6 protein-coding genes are annotated in these 20,552 nt (G+C 73.1%); 4 read left to right on the top strand and 2 right to left on the bottom strand.

The features are described from left to right. Positions 1–175 precede the first annotated feature (175 nt). From BKA14_RS04565 to BKA14_RS04575, 3 genes are all read left to right on the top strand, one after another. Positions 176–580, top strand: coding sequence for a cobalamin biosynthesis protein (locus BKA14_RS04565; RefSeq protein ID WP_184949679.1), 405 nt, complete (start codon positions 176–178; stop codon positions 578–580). Between the two features lie 194 nt (positions 581–774). Further along, complete coding sequence (locus tag BKA14_RS04570; protein ID WP_184949680.1) at positions 775–1,569, top strand: alpha/beta fold hydrolase; 795 nt, start codon at positions 775–777, stop codon at positions 1,567–1,569. An 816-nt stretch (positions 1,570–2,385) separates the two neighbouring features. Beyond that, positions 2,386–13,053 (top strand): beta strand repeat-containing protein, encoded by a 10,668-nt coding sequence (locus tag BKA14_RS04575; protein ID WP_184949681.1) that lies wholly within the window; start codon positions 2,386–2,388, stop codon positions 13,051–13,053. Positions 13,054–13,080: 27 nt separating this feature from the next. On the opposite strand, the gene BKA14_RS04580 is transcribed toward BKA14_RS04575, so the two are convergent. Next, positions 13,081–14,559, bottom strand: coding sequence for a glutamate-cysteine ligase family protein (locus tag BKA14_RS04580; RefSeq protein ID WP_184949682.1), 1,479 nt, complete (start codon positions 14,557–14,559; stop codon positions 13,081–13,083). 206 nt (positions 14,560–14,765) lie between these two features. Between BKA14_RS04580 and BKA14_RS04585 the strand changes: the two genes are divergently transcribed. Next, on the top strand, positions 14,766–16,097 hold the full coding sequence (locus tag BKA14_RS04585) for an SGNH/GDSL hydrolase family protein (protein ID WP_203722025.1): 1,332 nt from the start codon (positions 14,766–14,768) through the stop codon (positions 16,095–16,097). Here the strand turns inward: BKA14_RS04585 and BKA14_RS04590 are convergent. Further along, positions 16,094–16,615: a hypothetical protein gene (locus tag BKA14_RS04590; protein ID WP_184949683.1), complete on the bottom strand. Its 522-nt coding sequence runs from the start codon at positions 16,613–16,615 to the stop codon at positions 16,094–16,096. The two genes, BKA14_RS04585 and BKA14_RS04590, sit on opposite strands and share 4 nt — an antisense overlap. Between the last annotated feature and the right edge of the window lie 3,937 nt (positions 16,616–20,552).

The raw sequence follows: 20,552 nt of genomic DNA on the forward strand, positions 1-20,552 counted from the left end.
CGGGTGTCCGCAGCGTTGCCGGCTCAGGTGCGCGCGGTGCTGCCCGCTCGGGTGTCCGCGGCGTGGCCAGCTCAGGTGCGGGCGGTGCTGCCTGCTCGGGTCTTCGCGGCGTCGCGCGTCCGGCCGGCCGTGGCGCGGCGCGGGTGGGTGCCCGGTCGGCCGCTCGTGTAGGCGCGTGACGGCGGCGGTCGGCGTCGGCGCTCGCGGCTCGGCGACCGCGGACGACCTGCGCGCCGCCGTCGGCGCAGCCCTGGTCGCGGCGGGCCTGACCCCGTCCGACGTCACGGTGCTGGCCACGCTCGATCGCCGGGGCGCCGATGCCCCGGTGCGAGCGCTGGCGTCCCGGCACGGCTGGCGGCTCGTCCTCTTCACCGCCGCCGAGCTGTCCACCCGTCGGGTCCCGACCCCCAGCAGCGCGGTGGCAGCTGCGGTCGGCACCCCGAGCGTCGCCGAGGCCGCCGCCCTGTGCGCAACCGGCCCGGACGGCCTGCTCGTCCTCCCCAAACAGGTCTCCCCAGCAGTGACCGTGGCGATAGCCGCCACCCCGGCAGCTGTCAGGCCCTCCCGGGCGGGGCGTTAGCGTCGATGGCGTGGGCGCGGCGAGCGTCAGGTGGCCCGTGGCGACAGCCGCGATCTCGCAGCTGTCAGGCCCTCCCGGGCGGCGCGTTAGCGTCGATGGCGTGGGTGCGGCGAGCGTCAGGTGGCCCGTGGCGACAGCCGCGACCCCGGGATTGGCCGTTCTGCCCTTCCCGGCGGCGCATTAGCGTCGATCGCATGAGCGCAGCGAGCGTCAACGGGATCACGATCGACTACGACGACAGTGGGGCCGGGCGGCCGCTGGTGCTGGTGCACGGGCATCCTTTCGATCGCTCGATGTGGCGGCCGCAGGTTGCGGCGCTGGCCGGGTCGGAGTGGCGCGTGATCACTGCCGACCTGCGTGGCTACGGCGCATCGACGGTGGTGCCGGGCAAGACGCCGCTGTCCGTTTTCGCCGCGGACGTGGCGGGGCTGGCCGACCATCTCGGGATCGGCGACTTCGTGCTGGGCGGGCTGTCGATGGGCGGGCAGATCGTCATGGAGTGCTACCGCCGGTTCCCGGAGCGGATCACCGGGCTGATCCTGGCCGACACCTTCCCCCGGACCGACACGGCCGAGGGCCGCGAGGCTCGCCGGGCGGCGGCGGACCGCTTCGAGGCCGAGGGCAGCGGGTGGTATGCCCGGGAGAACCTGGCCAAGATGCTGGCGGCCTACAACGTCGAGGCCCTGCCGGCCGTGGCCGGCCACGTCACGACGATGATGACCGGCGCCCCGCCTGCGGGCGCGGCAGCCGCCCTGCGAGGCCGGGCCGAGCGCGACGACTACCGCGAGCTGCTCACCACTGTCACTGTCCCGACCCTGGTCGTGGTGGGGCGGGACGACGAGTTCACCCCCGTGGCCGACGCGGAGGAGATGCACGCCCTGATCCCGGATTCCGCCCTGGTCATCGTCGACGGTGCCGGGCATCTGCCCAACCTCGAGCAGCCCGCCGTGTTCGACGAGGCGCTGGCGTCTTTCCTGGCGAAGCTGTGAGGTTCATGCCGGGACAAGGAGGCGTGCGAGCCCTCGCGGCGGCCGACCCGCACGCGGACATCACTTTCCGTAGTCGTTTCGACGACGACCCGCCCGCCGGCGCCCTTGCGGGGCCCATCCGTGCCGGTCAGATGTCCCTCGCCGCCGGAGTCCGTCAGCGCGCCCGGGTTCAGGGTCGAGCCGCGCCGGTCGGGGCGAAGTCCCGATCGAAGACACACTGAAGGAGAGGGTGCGCTGTCGATGGCCGCGTCCTCGCTGACATTGAGCGAGTTCGACGTGCGCCCCATCAGCTTGGCCGGCGATCCGGCCGGGCTGAAACCGGGCGGCTTGGTGACGGTGTAGTCGTGGGCGGGGGCTCCTGCGGCCGCTGTCATCCCCATCAGCAGGGCCGTGGCCGTGGTTAATGTCCGACGATTTACGGTATCGACATGCTTCACCCTCTGAGAAACCGCCGAAATCGTGCTCCGGAAGGTCGTTCTTAGCGCCTCGGAGGAGAGTGAAATCTGCATGGGCACTCCACATCGTTCGCCATCTATCGATGGCGGAAAGCAACCGAAAACGTTGCGGTGTAAGGCGTGGAGGCGTTTTCCGCTCTGCCTGCGGTGTGCCCGCGCGCACGCGGCGGCCTGCCCGCGCGTTCCATTGAGGACGCGGCGGGCCGGACGGACGGACGGCCGGTTCCGGCGTCACGGAAGTGGCCGTTGAGATAAGTGTGAAAAATGAGGCGAATAAATCCGCCGAGAATGCATCGGAGGGTTTGTCGAAAGGTGGCGAAAACGAAGGACATTTGCACCGGGGCACGATGAAAATCGACTCGTGCTCAGCCTTCGGTCTATTCCGGTCAAGCGTTTCGCCGCGGTGATCGTGCTCGCGCTCGCGCTGACCGTGCTGTGGAATCCCTCCTCCGCGCGGGCGGCGGCGGGGCCGATCACCACCTCGGCGCAGGGCGCCCGGGTGAACATCGGCCTGCTCGGCATCCTCGGTGTGCCGTCGATCACCTTGGGGCTGCCGGCTCAGCAGAGCTGGACGACCGGAGGCAGCACCGCCACCAAGACGGATCTCGGCGTCGACCTGCTTCCGGGCGTCAACATCATCAAGGTCGGGGCGATCACGGCGACGGCCCAGCCGGCCACCGGCGGCGGGCGGGCCCAGGCCGACGTGGCCGGGCTCAACCTGCTCGGCGTGGCCGGCCCGGCCGACGCCCTCAATCTCGGCGCCATCAAGACCCAGTGCCAGATGACGTCGACCGGGATCACCGGGCAGACCGACATCGCCAGCCTCAAGGTCCTCGGCGCCACGGTCAATCCGGACGTCAACCTCGACCTGGGCAACCTCCTGTCGGGCATCGCCACCGGGTGGATCGACCACCGCACCGCGGACTGGAACAGCAGCAGCGGCCGGCTCGACTACACGATCCGGGCCGTCGACCTGAAGCTGCTCAAGGGCCAGGGTCCGCTCAACATGATCGCCAACGGCGACGTGGTGATCGCCGAGTCGGTCTGCTCCGGCATCGTGAAGCTGGGCTCGGTGGCGACCAAGCCGGTGAACCTGGTTCCCGGCAACACGGCGACCCCGCAGGTGACCGTGCAGAACACCGGCGACATCGCCGCGCCGAACACCACGATCACGATCCCGGCCCCGCCGGCCGGCTACACCGTGGGAACGCCGACCGTCACGGGCAGTAACGGGACGGGCTCCTGCTCGGTCGGGGCGAACGGCGTCGTGACATGCACCAACGTGACTGTCCCGGGCGGCGGCACGGTGACGGTGAACCTGCCCGTCACCCTGGGCGCGACAGCGACGAACGCCGCTGACTGGTCGCCCACCGCGGGCACCATCACCGCGGTCAGCACGCCGGTCACCGGATCGTCGACGGTCATTCCCGCCTCCGGGTCGGGCTCGCTGGTCGCCGCGCAGCCCGCGGCCAGCACCGGCGGCTCGATCACGGTCGGCACCCCGTCCGTGCTGACGGCGGGCAAGACCGCCACAACCGCGATCACCGTCGCCAACCAGGGCCCGTCCACCGCGACCACCACGGTGACCGTGCCGATCGGCAACGCGCCGGCCGGGGTCACGGTCACCTCGGCCAAGGTCGGCTCGACCCCCTGCAGCGTCACCACCTCGGCCATCACCTGCTCCGGGGTCAGCGTCCCGGCCGGCGGCACGGCGACCATCAATGTCGCCACCGCGGCCACCCTGGCCGCGGTGCCGGGCACGGTCTGGACCCTGCAGGGCATGACGGCCAACCTCAACGGCACCCCGATCGGCGGCCAGGGCAAGTTCCTCACGGTCGGCGACCCGGACGTCAACCTGGCCGGCGGGGTCAGCATCACCCCGGCCAACGGCATCCCGGGCGGCGGCACGGCCACGGCGACCGTACGGGTGGCCAACAGCGGCGGAATCGCAGCCAATCCGACCACCATCACCCTGCCCGCCCCGCCCGCCGGCTACACCGTCGGCACCGTGACCACCAGCAACGGCACCGGCACCTGCACGACGACCACCGTCGTCCGGTGCACGGGTGTGAACATCCCGTCCGGCAGCGCCAACGCAGTGACCCTCTCGATACCGCTCACCCTGGCCGCCGACGTGACCGCCAACTGGGCCGCCGCGGCGGGCTCCGAGATCAGCGCGGCCTTCACCGACGCGTCGGGCACCGCGACCGGCACCGCGACCGGCACGATCATCAACGTCACCCCGCGGTCGGCCCTGGGCATCACGGCCACCGGCCCGGCCGGCAACACGGTCAACCCCGGCCAGACCACCTCGATGGCGGTCAACGTCTACAACCAGGGCCCGTCCGACGCCCGTAATTCCGACTTCGTCGTGGTGGCCCCGCCGAACACCACGTTCGGCACGCTGACCGCGCCGACCTCGAACCTGTGCACCAACCTGACCTCGACCACGCTCCAGTGCCGGATCAGCATGGGCGCCGGCGACCCGGCCGTGGGCCTCACCCTGCCGCTGGTCGTGTCGGCCGCGGCCGCTCCGGCCACCCCGATCACCGGTGGCTGCGTCAGCCTCGACAACGACAGCGCCTGCGACGGCCCGACCGACAAGGCTCTGCCGGCGATCAACCTGCGCACGCCGCTGTCGTCCCGGCTGACCACCGGCACCGACGCCGCCACCATCACCCCCGGCACCTCCGGCACCGGCAAGCTGACCCTGACCTCTACCCAGGCCGAGACCGGCGTCACCGTCACGATTCCGACCACCGGCCTGCCCACGGGCTTCAGCGCCGGGCAGGCGACGGTCGCAGGCGGCGCCGGCACCTGTACGACCGGTGCCGGCGCCATCACCTGCACCGGCGTGACCTTGACGGCCGGCCAGGCCAAGGACATCTCGGTGCCGATCACCGTGGCCTCCGGCGTGATCCCGCCGCAGGCCTGGACCCCGTCCGGCATCGTCATCGCCACCGGCGACGAGCAGGTCACCCGTTCCGGCTCGCTGGCCGGCACCGGCACCGGCGACTACACCCTGGTCGCGCCGGCTCTGATCGTGCCCACCGACGGCACCGTCGAGCCCGGCGGCACCACGTCGATGCAGGTGGCGGTGAAGAACAACGGCCCGTCCGACGCCACCAACGCCACGTTCAGCGTGCGCGCCCCGGCCGGCACGACCTTCGGCACCCTGAGCGCCCCGGCCACGCCCATGTGCACCCTGGCCAGCAGCACGGTGGTGACCTGTACGACCACGCTGGCCGCGAACGCCGTCACACCCACGCTGACCCTGCCCCTGCAGGTGGGGGCCAACACCGACCCCGACAAGACCGTCACCGGCGGCTGCGTCGACCTCGACGGCACCCCGGGCTGCGCGGCGTCCGACACCTCGATCCCGTCGTTCCAGCTCAAGGTGCCGTTCTCGGTGCAGGCCACCGTCACCGCCGACCGCGCCGACGTCACTCCCGGCTCCACCGCGACCGCCACCCTGCGCGTCGCCGCCCCGCACAACGACCTCTCCGGGGTCAAAGTCACGATCCCGCTCGCCGCGCTGCCGGCCGGCCTGACCGTCACGGGCCAGACGCCCGCCGGCTGCACCCGCAACGCCACCGCGGTGACCTGCACCGGTCTCGCCATCACCAAGGGCACCACGGCGGACATCGGGCTCACCGTGGCCGCGACGTCGTCCTCCACAGCCGGCACCGCCTGGACCGCGAGCGGCATCAAGGTCGAGTCGGGCCCCGATTCGATCACCTCGAACCAGGAGCTGGCCCGGGTCGGCGCGGCCCAGCCGGTGCTCACCGCGGCGATCACCCTGCCGCCGGGCACCCTGCTGCCGGGCGGCACCGGCAACCTCGACGTCGCGGTGAGCAACACCGGCTTCTCGGACGCCAAGGGCGCCCCGGTCACCGTGACCGCCCCGCTCGGCGCCCACTTCAACCCGCTCAACGGGGCCACCGCCACGACCTGCACCCTGAGCTCGGACTCGCGCACCGCCACCTGCTCGGTGGATCTGGCCGCGGGCGCCCCGGCGGTGGGTCTCAGCTTCCCGCTGCGCGTCGACGCCACGGCCGCTCCGGGCTCGACCCTGACCGGCGGCTGTGTCGACCTCGACGGCCAGCCCGGTTGCTCGGCCACCGCCGACAAGGCGATCGCGAGCATCACCGTCGGCACGCCGCTGCAGCGCCGGCTCACCGTGACCACCACACCGGCCGCCCTGACGCCCGGCCAGAACGACACCGCTCAGCTCACCATCAAGTCGACGACGACGGAGAGCGGGCTGACCGTCACCATCCCGACCACCGACCTGCCCGCCGGCGTCACCGCGAGCTCGGCCACCGTGCCCGGCGGCACCTGCACGGTCAACGCCTCGGTGATCGTCTGCTCGCCGGTGAACCTGCCGACCGCGGGTCAGACCGTCAGCGTCACACTGAACACCGCGTCGTTGCCGTCGACGCTCCCCGGCACCTGGACCGCGGCCGGCATCACGGTGGCCAAGGGCACTGACACGGCGACCGCCAGCGGCGACCTGGCCGTGGTGGGCCAGCCGCAAGCCGCCGTCACGGCCGACGCCACCGTGCCGGCCGACGGCACGGTCAGCGCGGGCGGCAACGCCGACATCACGGTCAAGGTGTCCAACGGCGGTCCGTCCAACGCCACGCCGGCCACGTTCGTCGTGCGGGCGCCCACCGGCACCACGTTCGCCGCGCTGCCGCCGAACACGGCCAGCGTCTGCATCGTGGGCCCGGCCACGGTGGCGTCCTGCACGGTCAACCTGGCCGCCAACGCGGACACCGGCAACCTGATCTTCCCGGTCGTCGTACCGGCCTCCGCCGACCCGTTCGCCACGATCAGCGGCGGCTGCGTCGACCTCGACGGCACCGCGGCGTGCGCCGCCAACGACAAGGTGATCCCGGCCATCACGCTGAAGGTGCCGTTCGACCGCCGGGCCGCGATCAGCGCCACGCCGGCCACCGTCACCCCGGGCGCCTCCGCGACCGTGAAGGTGCGGGCGACCGCCCTCAACCCGGGCGACGACCTGAGCACCGTGACCCTGACCGTGCCGCTGGCCGGCCTGCCCGCCGGCCTGACCGTGGGCACGCCGTCCCCGGGCGGCTGCGCCAAGAGCGGCGCCAGCCCCGACACCGTGGTGTGCTCCGTCCCCACCATCAGCAGCGGAACCCCCTTCGAGGTCAGCCTGCCCGTCAGCGCGGCGGCCTCCATGCCCGCCGGGACGACCTGGACCGCCACCGGCATCCGGCTGGCCTCGGGCGGCGAGAGCGTCACCGCGAACCGGGCGCTCGCCACGACCGGCGCGGGCACGTTCGCGCTGAATCCGACAGTGACGATGCCGAGCGGGTCGATCGAGCCCGGCGGTGCGGCGTCGATCGGTATCTCGCTGAACAACCCCGGCCCGTCCAACGCGACCAGTGCCAAGATCGCCTACATCGCGCCCGACGGCACCACCTTCGGCACGCCGACCGGCCCCCTGGCCGCGGGCTGCACCCTGGTCAGCCCCACCCGGATCAGCTGCGACACCAATCTGGCCGGGGGCGCCACCAGTACCCTGACCCTGCCGATCGTGATCGACCCCAGCGCCGACCCGTCGAAGCCGGTCACCGGCGGGTGCGTGGACGGCAACGCCGACGGCTACTGCACCTCCGACCCGGCTGACCAGGCGTTCGGCTCGTTCGCGCTGACCGTCCCGTTCACCCAGCGGGTCACGGTGACGACGACACCGGCCACCGTCGCGCCGGGCGCGGCCAGCGGCACCACGGACATCCTGGTCAGCAACTCCGGCAACACCGCGCTGAACGGCCTCACGGTGACCGTGCCGCTCCCGCCCGTGGGCAGCGGCGTGACGCTCACCCCGCCCGTCACCTGCACCATCAGCGGCTCGGACATCACCTGTACGAACGTCTCAGTCACGGGCAGCGGGACCACCACGATCCCGATCACCGTCGACGTCGCGGCCGGCACCCCGGTGACCACGGCCTACGCGGCCACCGTGTCGGTCTCCGACGGCACCGCCGCCAACACCGTCAGCACGCGCCGTGTGCTGGCCGGCGCGGGCGCCCCGGCCTACACCCTGGCGGCCCAGCTGACCGGCCCGCCCGCCGACACGGTGCTGCCCGGGACCACGGCGGAGTTCACCGCGGTGATCACCAACGGGGGCAACCCGGCGGCGCTCACGGCACCGGTGACGATCACCGCGCCGACCGGCACCACCTTCGGCACGCTGACCGGCGCGGCCGCCACCGCCTGCACCGCCGTCAACCCGACGACCCTCTCGTGCGGCGTCGACGTCTCGGTCACCCCGGCCTCGTCGCTGGCCGTCACCTGGACGCTGCCGGTCACCGTGCCCGCGGGCACCACGGCCCCCAGCCTCACCGGCGGCTGCATCGACCTCGACGACGACGGAACCTGCGCCACCGCCGAGCGGCTCCCGGCGATCGCGATGCGCAAGGCGCTGTCGGCGGTGCTGGCCCTGAGCGGCACCCCGCCGACGATCGTCCCCGGCAACACCGGCAGCGCGACGATGACCCTGGCCGCGTCCGAGACCCGTACGGGTCTGGTGATCGGTCTCGACCCGGCCGGCCTGCCCGCCGGCACCACCGTGACCGGCGCCGTCCTGGGCACCATCGACTGCCAGGTCACCGCGAGCGCCGTCACCTGCCCGGCCACCACGATCGCGGCCGGTGCCACGGCCGCGCTGACCGTCGCCCTGCGGACCGGCCCGTCCTCGCCGGTCTCGGCGGGCGCCGGCTGGTCGCAACCGCTCACCGTGACCCAGGGCACCGAGACCCTGACGCTGCACCCGACCGTGGCCAAGATCGGCACCCCGGTCAGCTCCCTGACCGTCGCCCTGGTCGTGCCGGACGCGGGCACGCTCAAGCCGGGCACCACGGGCGACATGGACGTGACGCTGACCAACCCGGGCCCGTCGGCCAACCCGAACGCGCGGGCCCGGTTCACGGCGCCGACCGGCACCACGTTCGCCGCCCTGACCGGCGCGGCCGCCACCCTCTGCACGCTCGACTCGCCGACCGAGGTGTCCTGCGGGGCTGCGCTGGGCGTGGAGTCCAAGAGCTTCACCCTGGGGATCAACGTGCCCGCCAACGCGGACACGGACAACCCGCTGACCGGCGGCTGCGTCGACGCCAACGGGGACGGGTCCTGCACGGGCGGCGCCGGCGACCGCACCATCCCGGACATCACCCTGGCCAAGCCGTTCGCCAAGCAGGTCCAGCTGGGCATCAACCCGCTGACCGTCGTGCCGGGCACCTCGGGCACGGCCACCCTGACCGTCGCGCCCGACCGGCCCCTGACCGGCATCAGCGCCACCGTCCCGCTCACCACGCTGCCGCAGGGCCTGACCGTGGTCTCGGTGACGGGGCCGGCCGGCTCGGCGGCCACTTGCACCTGGGTCGGCGCGATCACCTGCACCGGCGTCGACGCGACGACGAGCACGACGAACCTGGTCACCGTCACGGTCCGGGCCGCGGCCTCGATGACCGCCGGCACGGTCTGGGCGCCCAACCCGGTGACGCTGACCAGCGCGAGCGGGGAGACCGCCCAGGTGACCGGCACCCTCGTGCGTACGGGGGCCCCGATCACCGGCCTCTCCTTCGACCTGACCGCGCCGGCCGCTCCGGTCGCACCGGGCTCCACGGCGACCATCACCGCGACCGCCGCCAACGCCGGCCCGTCCGACGCCTCCGGCCTGGTGGCCCGGCTCCTCGCGCCGACCGGCACCATCTTCGGGCCGCTGACCGGCCGGGCCGCCACCGACTGCACGCCGGTCGGCACCACTCAGCTCGACTGCCGCACCGACCTGCCCGTGAGCGCGGCCGCGGCCCAGTGGACGGTGCCGGTGCGCATCCCGGCCAACGCCAGCCCGAACGCCACGATCGGCGGTGGGTGCATCGACCTGAACCGGGACGGCGCCTGCGCCGCCGCCCCGGCGGACTACCCGCTGCCCGGCATCGCCGTGCGGGCCACCCTGGATCAGGCGGTCACCGCCACGGCCGACAGCCCGGCCATCGTGCCCGGCCGGCACGGCAACGTGACCGTCACCCTGTCGGCGACCCGGGCCGCCTCCGGCGTCACCGTGACGATCCCGGTCAGCGGTCTGCCGTCCGGGGTCACGGTCGCGCCGGCCCAGTCGACCAGCGGCACCTGCGCGGCCGCGGTGGCGGGCGCGATCACCTGCACCGGCGTCAGCGTGGCGTCCGGCGGCACCACCACGATCACGCTGGGCGCCGACGTCGCGGCGGGCGCCACGCCCGGCCAGCCGCCCTGGAAGCCCACGCTGACCCTCGTCGAGGCCGGGGTGACCGCGGCCAAGGCGGTCACCTCCACACTGGTCGGTGCGGCCGACGCCAAGCCGGTCGTGTCGTTCACCGTTCCGGCCGCCCAGTCGCTGCGGCCCGGTGACTCCGGTGCGGTCCAGGTGACCGTGACCAACCAGGGCACCTCGGTGGCCAAGGACGTGCACTACATGTTCCGCGCGCCGTCCGGCACGACGTTCCAGCCGCCGACCGGCACGACCGCGAGCCTGTGCACCCGCAACGTGGCCGGCACCGTGGCCGACTGCACCGTCACCGTCGGCGGCAGCGCGAAGGTGCAGTTCCCGCTCCCGCTGCTGGTGTCGCCGACCGCGGACCCGGCCAGCCCGGTCACCGGCGGCTGCGCCGACGTCAACCTCGACAACAGCTGCGGCGGCGGCTCGGACGTCGCGGTCCCGGCCATCCAGCTCGGTCAGCCGGCCGGTCAGCTGGTCATCTCGGGCACGCCGGGCACGGTCACGCCGGGCAGCACGGCGACGGGTCAGGTGCGGGTCACCTCGGCCGGCCCGATCACCGGGGCCACGGTCGTCGTGCCGCTGAGCAGCCTGCCGACCGGCTTCACGGTCACCGGCGCGACCGGACCGGGCAGCGCCTTCTGCACGGTCAGCACGACCGAGGTCCGCTGCACGGGCGTCGCCCTGAGCACCGGCACCACGACCGCCGTCACGATCACGACCCGCGTCGCGGCCACCGTCGCGCCCGGCGTGGCCTGGCGGGCCACCGGCGTCACGGTGACGGCCGGGTCGGACTCGGCCACCGGGGCCGCCGACATCGCCACCAGCGGCGCCCGCGTCGCGGCGGTGACGTTCCGTACGACCAACGCCGGCGCCACGGTCAAGCCCGGCGAGACGACCTCGATGTCGGTGGTGGCCACCAACGCCGGGCCGTCCGACGCGGTCCGCAAGACGGTGACCGTGACGGCGCCCGCCAACACCACGTTCGGCCCGCTCACCGGCACCGCGGCCCAGGACTGCGTGATCTCCGGCTCGACCGCGACCTGCACCTACGACTTGGACGCCAACCGGTCCAGGACGTACACCGTGCCGCTGGTGGTCTCGAGCTCCGTCAAGAACGGCGACACGCTGACCGGTGCCTGCACGACGGCCGACGGCACCAGGACCTGCGGGCCCGACCTGACCGTGTCGGTCGACAACACGCCGGCCAACCCGTCGATCAGCCGGACCGGCACGCTGTCGCTGGACAGCGCGGTCGTCGCGGCCGGCGCGTCCGGCGCCGCGACCGTCCGGTTCTCGGCGACCACCGCGCACACCGGCCTCACCCTGACGGTGCCGCTGGGCTCGCTGCCCGACACCTTCACCGTCAGGACGGCCACGGTCGACGGCGCCGCCTGCACGGTGGACGCGTCCGCGATCACCTGCACCGGCGTCGACCTGGTGGCCGGGCAGCCCAAGACGCTCTCGATCGGCGTCGACGTGGCGGCCACGGCGGCGGCCACCGCGGCCTGGACGGCCACCGGCATCACGCTGGCCGACCCCAAGGACGCCGACGACAAGCTGACCGCGAGCGGGCTGCTGGTCAGCGCCTCCCGCAAGTCGTACTCGGTCGGGGTCACGTTCGGCAGCCCGTCGAACACCGCGCCGCTGCCGGGCCAGACCACGACGCTGCCGATCACGTTCACCAACGCCGGGCCGGACGATGCGGCCGAGTACTCGACGACCATCAAACTGCCCGCCAACTCCACCGCGGGCACGCTGCCGGCCGGTTGTGCGGCCGGGACCGACGTCCGGACGATCGTCTGCACGGTCACGCTGAAGGCCGGTGAGTCCCGGCTGATCCAGGTGCCCATCGTGGTCGGTGGCGACCTCAACGGCGGCGAGACGCTCACCGGCGGCTGCATCGACGGGGTGCTCGGCACCGATCCGACGCCCGACGGGGAGTGCGGCGGCGACGCCGACGTGTCGATCCCGGAGTTCACGCTGGGCCGCTACAAGGTCAACCTGGCCGTCACGTACAACGAGCCGGCCGTGACCGTGGGCCCGGACGCCACCGGCGTCGTCGTGCGGATCCCGTACACCAACGAGGGCACCGACACCGCCGACAACGTGCAGTTCACCATCGTGCCGCCGCCCGGCGTGGTGGTGCGGGCGGCCGCGATCGAGCTCGAGGACACCACGGTCTCCGAGGGCGTCGTCCAGGCCGCGGACGAGGCCCAGGCCATCGCGGCCGAATGCGTCGCGGCCGGGGGGAACGCCGCTTCCAACGCGGTCGTCTGCACGGCACCCGACGCGGCCGGCCTCGACGGCAACAGCCTGCTGCTGACCATCGACGGGTCGAACAGCAAGAAGTCGGGCACCCAGGCCATGCAGGTCACGATCAGCACGACCAGCGCCGACGGCAACGCGCAGGACAACACGGTGTCCGTCATGCTCAAGCTGACCGCCAAGGCCGCGAGTGGTGGCACCGACGGCGGCAACGGTGACGGCGGCAACGGTGACGGCGACGACGGCAAGAAGCCCGGCGGTGGCAAGCTGCCCACCACCGGCGCCCAGATCGCCGGCACCGCCCTGGTCTCGCTCATGCTGATCGTCGCCGGCGCCACCCTGCTGCTGGCGATGCGGGAGAGCCGGCCCGCGGGCGCCGGGCCGGTCCGGATTCCCGTACGGATCCCGGACCACACGCCGCGGCACGAGCGGCCCGGGATCCTCCGCCGCCGGCGGCGCCGGCCACCCGCATAGTCGTCACGCCACGAACGGCCGTGCCCGTCAGCTCGGGTACGGCCATTCGTGCACGGGCCGGTTCTCGTGCATCAACGGCAGGTAGCGCCGCAGCATCTCGTGCAGCGCGGCCTGCCGGTCCAGGCCGTCGGCCTCCAGCGCGTGCAGGGTCTTCACCTGCCAGTCGGCGCCGTTGCGATGGGTCAGGCAGCGCTGCTCGATGATGCCGAGCAGGCGGTCCCGTTCGCCCTGCGAGACGCCCCACCGTTCGAGCCCCTGATGGGCCATCGGCAGCAGCCGCCGCAGCACCAGCTCGGTGACCTGAATGAACCCCATGCCGGGCCAGAACACCGTGGCGTCGATGCCGTGCCGGGCGCCGGCGTGGAAGTTCTCCTCGGCCGCGCTGAAACTCATCTGCGTCCACAACGGACGCTCCGCTTCGGCCAGCGTACGGATGAGCCCGTAGTAGAACGCCGCGTTGGCCATCGTGTCCACCACGGTCGGCCCGGCCGGCAGCACCCGGTTCTCCACCCGCAGGTGCGGCCGGCCCTTGACGACGTCATAGATCGGCCGGTTCCAGCGATACACCGTGCCGTTGTGCAGCCGCAGCTCGCTCAGCTGCGGGATCTCACCCCGCTCGAGCAGTTCGGCCGGGTCGGCGTCGTCGCAGATCGGCAACAGTGCGGGGAAATAGCGAACGTTCTCCTCGAACAGGTCGAAGACGCTCGTGATCCAGCGTTCCCCGAACCACACCCGAGGCCGTACGCCCTGCGCCCTGATCTCCTCCGAGCGGGTGTCGGTGGCCTGCTCGAACAGCGGGATCCGGGTCTCGCGCCACAACTCGCGGCCGAACAGCAGCGGCGAGTTCGCCCCCAGGGCCACCTGCACGCCCGCGATCACTTGGGCCGCGTTCCAGTACGCGGCGAACTGGGCCGGGCTGACCTGGAGGTGGAACTGGGTGCTGGTGCAGGCCGACTCGGGTGCGATCGTGTCGGTCGTGACAGCCAGCCGGTCCACGCCGTCGATGCGGATGTCGAGGTCCTCGCCCCGGGCCGCGAAGATCTGCTCATTGAGCAGCTTGTAGCGCGGGTTGGCCGAGAGCGCCTCGTCGGTCATGTGCTCGCGCCGCAACGTGGGCAGGATGCCGATCATGACCGTGTGCGCGCCGACCGTACGGGAATGCTTTTCGGCGTTGTTGAGACTGGCCCGCAGGGTGCGCTCGAGGTCGGCGTTCTCGTCGCCGGCCAGCCGCCGTGGCGGCACATTGATCTCGATGTTGAACTGTCCCAGCTCGGTCTGAAAATCGGGATCGGCGATCGCGCCCAGCACCTCCGCGTTGCGCATCGCCGGATCGCAGTTCTCGTCGACCAAGTTGAGCTCGATCTCCATGCCGGTCAGCGGCCGTTCGAAGTCGAACCGCGACTCGCGCAACATCGCCGCGAACACGTCCAGGCTCCGGCGGATCTTGTGCCGATACCTGGCGCGGTCCTCGCGGGTGAAGTTGGCCTGCTCGACGTCCTCGCCCACGGCACACCACCTCTCAGATCTGGTTCTCAAACTCGCACAGCCCGGCGTGTCGCGCCAGACGACCCCAAAGCCTGAGATCGCACGTGGTGTGTCTCTCAAGTCTGTCGATATAGGCCAGGGTGACGCCGGCGAACACGATCGCAGCGGTACCCTGCCGTACCGGATTTCATCCGGATCGGCACCCTGGGGAGGGCAAGATCTTGAACATGCGGCGCTTGCTGATCGGCGTCGTGGTGGCTGCGGTCCTGTCCACGGTCCTGACGGTGACGTGGATGGCGCTCGGCCCGCTGCGATCGTCCACGCCGTCGCCGCAAGCCTCCGCGCAGGCCGCGCCGGCGTTCGCGGGCACCGCCCCCGTGGCGTCCGGCCCCGAGTGGTCGACCGCGTGGGCGGCCGCGCCCGCGGCGGCGAACTTCCAGCGCCCGTTGGGTCACACGGTTCGCAACATCGTGCACACCACGATCGGCGGCCCCCACGTCCGCATCCGGCTGAGCAACCGCTTCGGTGCCGCGCCGGTCCGGTTCGGCCACGTCACCGTCGCGCTCTCGGCCCACTCGGGCGGCCGCCGCGACGGCACCAACAACCCCTCCGACGGTACGGCGGTGCAGGGCACGCTACGCGACGTGACCTTCGGCGGCCGGGGCGACGCCACCGTGCCGCCCGGCGGCGACGTCCTGAGCGACTCCCTGGCCCTCGACATCCCGGCCGACGCCGACCTGCTGGTCTCGGTCTGGACCCCGGTCAAACCGGCCGCCTCCACCTACCACGCCGACGCCAAGCAGCTCTCCTTCGTCAGCCCCGACACGCTGGACCGCGCCGGCGATCTGGCCAGTACTGCCTTCACGCGGGGCGCCACGGCCTGGTTCTACGTCACCGCCGTCGAAGTGACCGGCGCGCCCGGCACCATCGTGACCCTGGGCGACTCGATCACCGACGGCGCGCGGTCCACGGCCGGGCTCAACCACCGCTGGCCCGACCTGCTGGCCGCCCGGCTGGCCGCGAACGGGGCCCCGGCCTACGGCGTGGCCAACGCGGGGCTCGCGGGCAACCGGATCCTGCTCGACGCCCAGTACCCGCGATACCGGGTCAACTCGGTGGCCGGCCGGTCGGCGCAGGCCCGGTTCGCCGAGGACGTGCTCGAACGGGCCGGGGCGCGCACGCTGATCGTGTTCGCCGGCATCAACGACATCATGCAGCCGCCCCGCCAGACCGACGCCAAACAGATCACGGCCGGGCTGACCCACCTGGCCACCCGGGCCCGGGCCCAGGGTCTGCGCGTGATCGTCTGCACGATCACCCCGTGGAAGGGCTACCCGGCCTACACCCCCGCCCTCGACCAGGTGCGGCTGCGGGTCAACACCTGGATTCGCGGTGGTGGCGGCGGTGCCTTCGACGCGATGGCCGATTTCGACCAGGCGCTGCGCGACCCGGCCGACCCGCTGCGCCTCAACCCGCAGTTCGACGGCGGCGACCACCTGCACCCCAACGACGGCGGCATGCTGGCCTTGGCCAACGCCGTGCCGCTGGACAAGCTCTAACGCATCACCGCGCCGGCCAGCGCGATCACGATGGCCACGCCGAGCGCGGCCTGCAGGAGCAGGGCCGGGCCGAGGTGCGACCACATGGTCGGGATGCGCGGGGTGAGCGGCTGCATGGTCGTCAGGTTGACCAGGCTGACCAGCCGCACCGGCAGCGTGACGTCCTTCTGCGGTACGGTCCTGAGCTGCACGAGGTCGCCGCGGTGCAGGGCCGACTGGGGTAACTGCCCGTGCATCTCGACCTCGTAGGTCTGGCCCAGGTCGTCGCGCACCCGCACCGGCGTCACGAGGAACTCGGGACCCTTCTTGAGCTCCTTGAAGCTGCGCCGGCCGGGCTTCATGCGCAGCATCGCGGCGATCAGCTGAAGCACACCGGCGGCCAGGAAGACGGCCATGACCAGCGGTTGCCCGATGCGGACCTCGCGCGTGTACGAGGTCTGGTAACCGGCGAACCGCCCGGTGATGACAGGGCCGACGTGCCGGAGGATCTGCTCGCGGTGCAGGTCGACGTCATCCATGCGAATCACCTCCATGAGGGGTTCTCACATCGTACGGAGAGTCATGTCCTACGCACCGTGAGTGAATATGTGAGAACGGTAAGCGGGCGCCCGGCCTGCGGAGACGGGTTTGCCGGTTCTTCCCCTCCGTGCCGATCCTCACCGCACGGCACGTCCCCGTTAACCCCAGATTCACCAGCCCGTACGGGATAGGGGGTCGGTGCAGGTTGCTCGTTAGCCACCCCTGTCGCCGAAAAGCTGAAAAGCGCGCGAATAGGCACCAATCGGCGGTGAACTTGTTTCGGGTCCCGCGCGGCGGTCGCACGGCGAACTGAGGGGGCGGTCGAGGTGGCACCGAGCAAGGCGTTCGTGGATCCGGACAGCGTGCTGGCCCGAACCGCCCGGGAGATGCTTCTGGCCCACGCCCGGGGCCGCGGCCCCGAGGACGGCGTGACCGTGTGCCCCAGCTGCGGCGAACCCCTGCCCTGCGCGGCCGGCCGCGCCGCCGCCGAAGTCGTCGAAGCGGCCGGGCTGGCCGAGGAATCCGGCCTGATCGCGGCCTCGCGCCGAGGACTGGGGGAGCCGTACGGGGAACCGGGCTCCGGCTTCGACTTCAGCGGCGGCCCGGTGTCGGCCCCGGCCGGACCCCCGCCGTCCGGCTTCACCGCGCCGGCGGCCTTCGGTGCCGCTGACGCCGCGGTGCCGCAGTCGCCGACGGCGTTCGGGTCCACCGATCCACTGACCGCCACTGCTTTCGGGACCTCCGCGTCGCAGCCGGCCGGACACGGGTCGCCCCTGGCTTTCGGGTCGCCCATCGACATCGCGGCCGAGGACGAGTCACGCCGGGCCGACGGCGAGAACCCCGCCACGGGCGCGGCGTACCGGAACTCGCTGTCCGGCGGCGGCCCGGTGGACCTGTCGTTCGGGACCGAGCCGGCGTCGGCCGCCCCGCCGCCGGCCCGGCTCCCCGACGACGAGCCGAGCGGCCCGCGGCTGGACTTCAGCTTCAACGGCAACAACATTCCGGCCGACGAGCCCGGCCCGCGCCCCGGCGAGCCGTCAGGTCCGAACCCGGCCGGGCCGTCGAACGCGGGCCGGGGTGCATCGTCGGGCCCTGCGTCGCCGGGGCCGAATGCGGAGTCCTCGGGCTCCGATCCGGCCGGGCCGGCGGGCTCGGGTCCGGCTGAGCCGTCGGGTTTGACGTCGGCTGGGCTGTCGGGTTCGGACCCAGGTGGGCCGTCCGGTCTGAGCTCGGCTGGGTTGCCGGGTTTGGATGCGGCTGGGTCGTCCGGTCTGAGCTCGGTTGGGTTGTCGGGTTCGGACCTGGCCGGGCCGTCTGCTCCGAACTCGGCCGGGTTGTCGGGTCCGGGGGCGGCTGGGCCGTCCGGACTCAGCTCGGCTGGGTTGTCGGGTCTGGGGGCGGCTAGGTCCTCGGGATTGGGCTCGGCGGGGTCGTCCGGTTTGGGCACGGCTGGCCAACCGGGTTCAAGCTCATCTGCGGTGCCGGGTTTGAAGGCTGCTGGGCCGTCAGGATTAGGCTCGGCCGGGGTGTCCGGTTTGGATCAGGCCGGGCACGGTGGTGTGAGTCCGGCTGGGTCGTCGGGTGCGGGGCCGGCTCGGTCGTCGGGACCGGGTGAGGCTGGGCTTTCGGACTCAAATACGGCGGGGCCGTCGGGCTTGGGTCAGGGTGGGCCGTCGGGGCTTGATCAGGCAGATGCGTCCGGTCTTGGCCAGGCTCAGGTTTCGCGGCTGGGCCTGGGCGAGCCTTCGGGTTTTCCGGGCGGGCCTGCGGGCCTGAACGAGACCGGGCCGGCCGCGATCGCCCCGGCCGGGGATTCGGAATCGGGCCCGGGTGAGCCATCGAGCCTGCGACCCGGGCCGAAGGCCGGCCCGCACGGAGCCTTGAGCCCGGGCGGTGCCACCGGCGTTTCCTCCGGGCCCGGTGGGGAACTGGGCGGCGCCGACCCGGGCGACCTTCGAGGCGAGCCGAGTCCTCCCCGCGCGGAGCCGCCCGCAGTCACCAAGCCGCCGGCGCCGCCCCTGCCGCCGGACTGGCACCAGAACCGGCCGCTGGACGCGCCCAAGTTCACCCCGGCCCGTCCCGTGGCGCGCGCCAACGGGACGAACGGGATCAACGGTGTCAACGGCGTGCCGGTGTCGCCCGCGGGTGCCCGGCCTTCCGCCGGGCCTTCCGCCGGGCCTTCGGCCGTGAACCCCGCGCCGCACCAGCCGACCGCACTCAACCAGCCGCCGCAGGCCCCGCCCGCCATCAACCAGCCCCCGCAGCCCCCGTCCGCGGTCAACCCGCCGCTGCCTCCGACACCGTTCGGCCAGTCGCCGTCGGCCGGCCAATCCGGAGGCCAGTCGCTGTCGCCCGGCCAGCCCGGGAGTCAGTCGCCGTTGGGCGGCCAGCCGGGGAGCCAGTTGCCGTCGACAGGCAACTCAGCGGGCGGGCCACTGCCGGGTAGCCAACTCGGCAGTCTCGGCCCGACGGCCGGTCAGTCGCCCGCGGCTGGCCAGTCCGGTGGTCAGGGATCCTCGTTCGGTCACTCCGGGGCTCAGTCGCCTGTGGCCGGAGCGCTCGGGGGTCAGGGGCTCTCGGCCGGTCAGGCGCCTGCGGTCGGGGCGCTCGGCGGTCAGGGGCTCTCGGCCGGTCAGTCGCCTGTGGCCGGGGCGCTCGGGGGTCAGGGGCTCTCGGCCGGTCAGTCGCCTGTGGCCGGGGCGCTCGGCGGTCAGGGGCTCTCGAACGGTCAGTCGCCTGCGGGCGGCCACTTCGGTGGTCTGGGGCCCGCCTTGGGTCAGTCCGGGGGGCAATCGCCATCGGCCGGTCCGCAGCCGGGCCTCGGCCGTAACGCTGGTCACGAGCCGGCGGGGCCGTTCGCCTCGCAGCCGGGCCAGGGCCCGTCGGGCCTCGGCGTGTCGCAGGCTGGAGGCGCGTCGCAGGCTGGAGGCGTGTCGCAGGCTGGAGGCGCGTCGCAGGTCGGAGGGGTGTCGGAGGCGGGGGGTGTGTCGCAGGTCGGAACGGGGTCGCAAACGGGGATGGCTCCGCAAGCCATGGCCGGCTCGCATGCCGGGACGGGGCCGCAAGCCATGACCGGCCCGCAAACCGGGGCGGCGCCGCAACCCGGCACCGAGCTGCAGGCCGGGACCGGGCCGCATGTCGGCACCGGGCCGCAATCCGGCGGCGGGCCGCAACCCGGCGGCGGGCCGCAACCCGGCGGCGGGCTGCAGGCCGGCGCCGGACCGCAGGCTGGCGGACAAAACGGATACATGCCTCACGCCGGCAATCTGGCCCAGCCCACCGGAGCCGGGCATGCACCGCAGGCGGGGAACGGGCTCGCGGGCGGCCCGGGGGCCGGGAGCATGACGCCGCCCGCCGGTGACGAACCGTCCGGTTTGGCCGGTCTCAGGCCGCCGGCCGGGCATCAGCCCGCGAGCAGCGGACCGTCCAGTTTGCCGTCCGGTCAGGAGCCGTCCGGTCTCGGGCAGGCCCCGAGCTATTCGGGTCGGCCGCCGGCCGGTCCGGCTGCCCCCGCCGTCCCGTCCGGTCAGGAGCCGTCCGGGCTGCCGGGCCGACCGGCGCCGAGCATGCCGGGCCAACCCGCCGACGCACTGGGGGGCCCGCAGACCGGCGGGCCGCAGACCAGCGGGCCGCAAGCCGGTGGGTCGCAAGCGGGTGGGCCGCAAGCCGGTGTGCCGCAGATCGGGGGAGCGCAGACCGGTGGGTCGCAAGCGGGTGGGCCGCAGATCGGGGGAGCGCAGATCGGTGGGTCGCAAGCGGGTGGGCCGCAAGCCGGTGGGCCGCAGACCGGCGGAGCGCAGACCGGCGGTGAGCAGGCCGGGTCCGGGCGGACCGGGGGCATCCAAAATCAGGGTGCCGCGCCTCAGGGCTCCGGCCCGAGCGGTCTGCCCGGCTTGGGCAACAGCTCGCCCCGTTTCGGTGCGGCCGGCCCCGAGC

Origin of the sequence: Paractinoplanes abujensis, assembly GCF_014204895.1 — a bacterium.
Lineage (GTDB): Bacteria > Actinomycetota > Actinomycetes > Mycobacteriales > Micromonosporaceae > Actinoplanes > Actinoplanes abujensis.

Excerpts from the sequence above, each read along its gene's own strand:
- BKA14_RS04570 (WP_184949680.1), top strand. The coding sequence starts at position 775 with ATGAGCGCAGCGAGCGTCAACGGGATCACGATCGACTACGACGACAGT.
- BKA14_RS04585 (WP_203722025.1), top strand. The coding sequence starts at position 14,766 with ATGCGGCGCTTGCTGATCGGCGTCGTGGTGGCTGCGGTCCTGTCCACG.
- BKA14_RS04590 (WP_184949683.1), bottom strand. The coding sequence starts at position 16,615 with ATGGATGACGTCGACCTGCACCGCGAGCAGATCCTCCGGCACGTCGGC.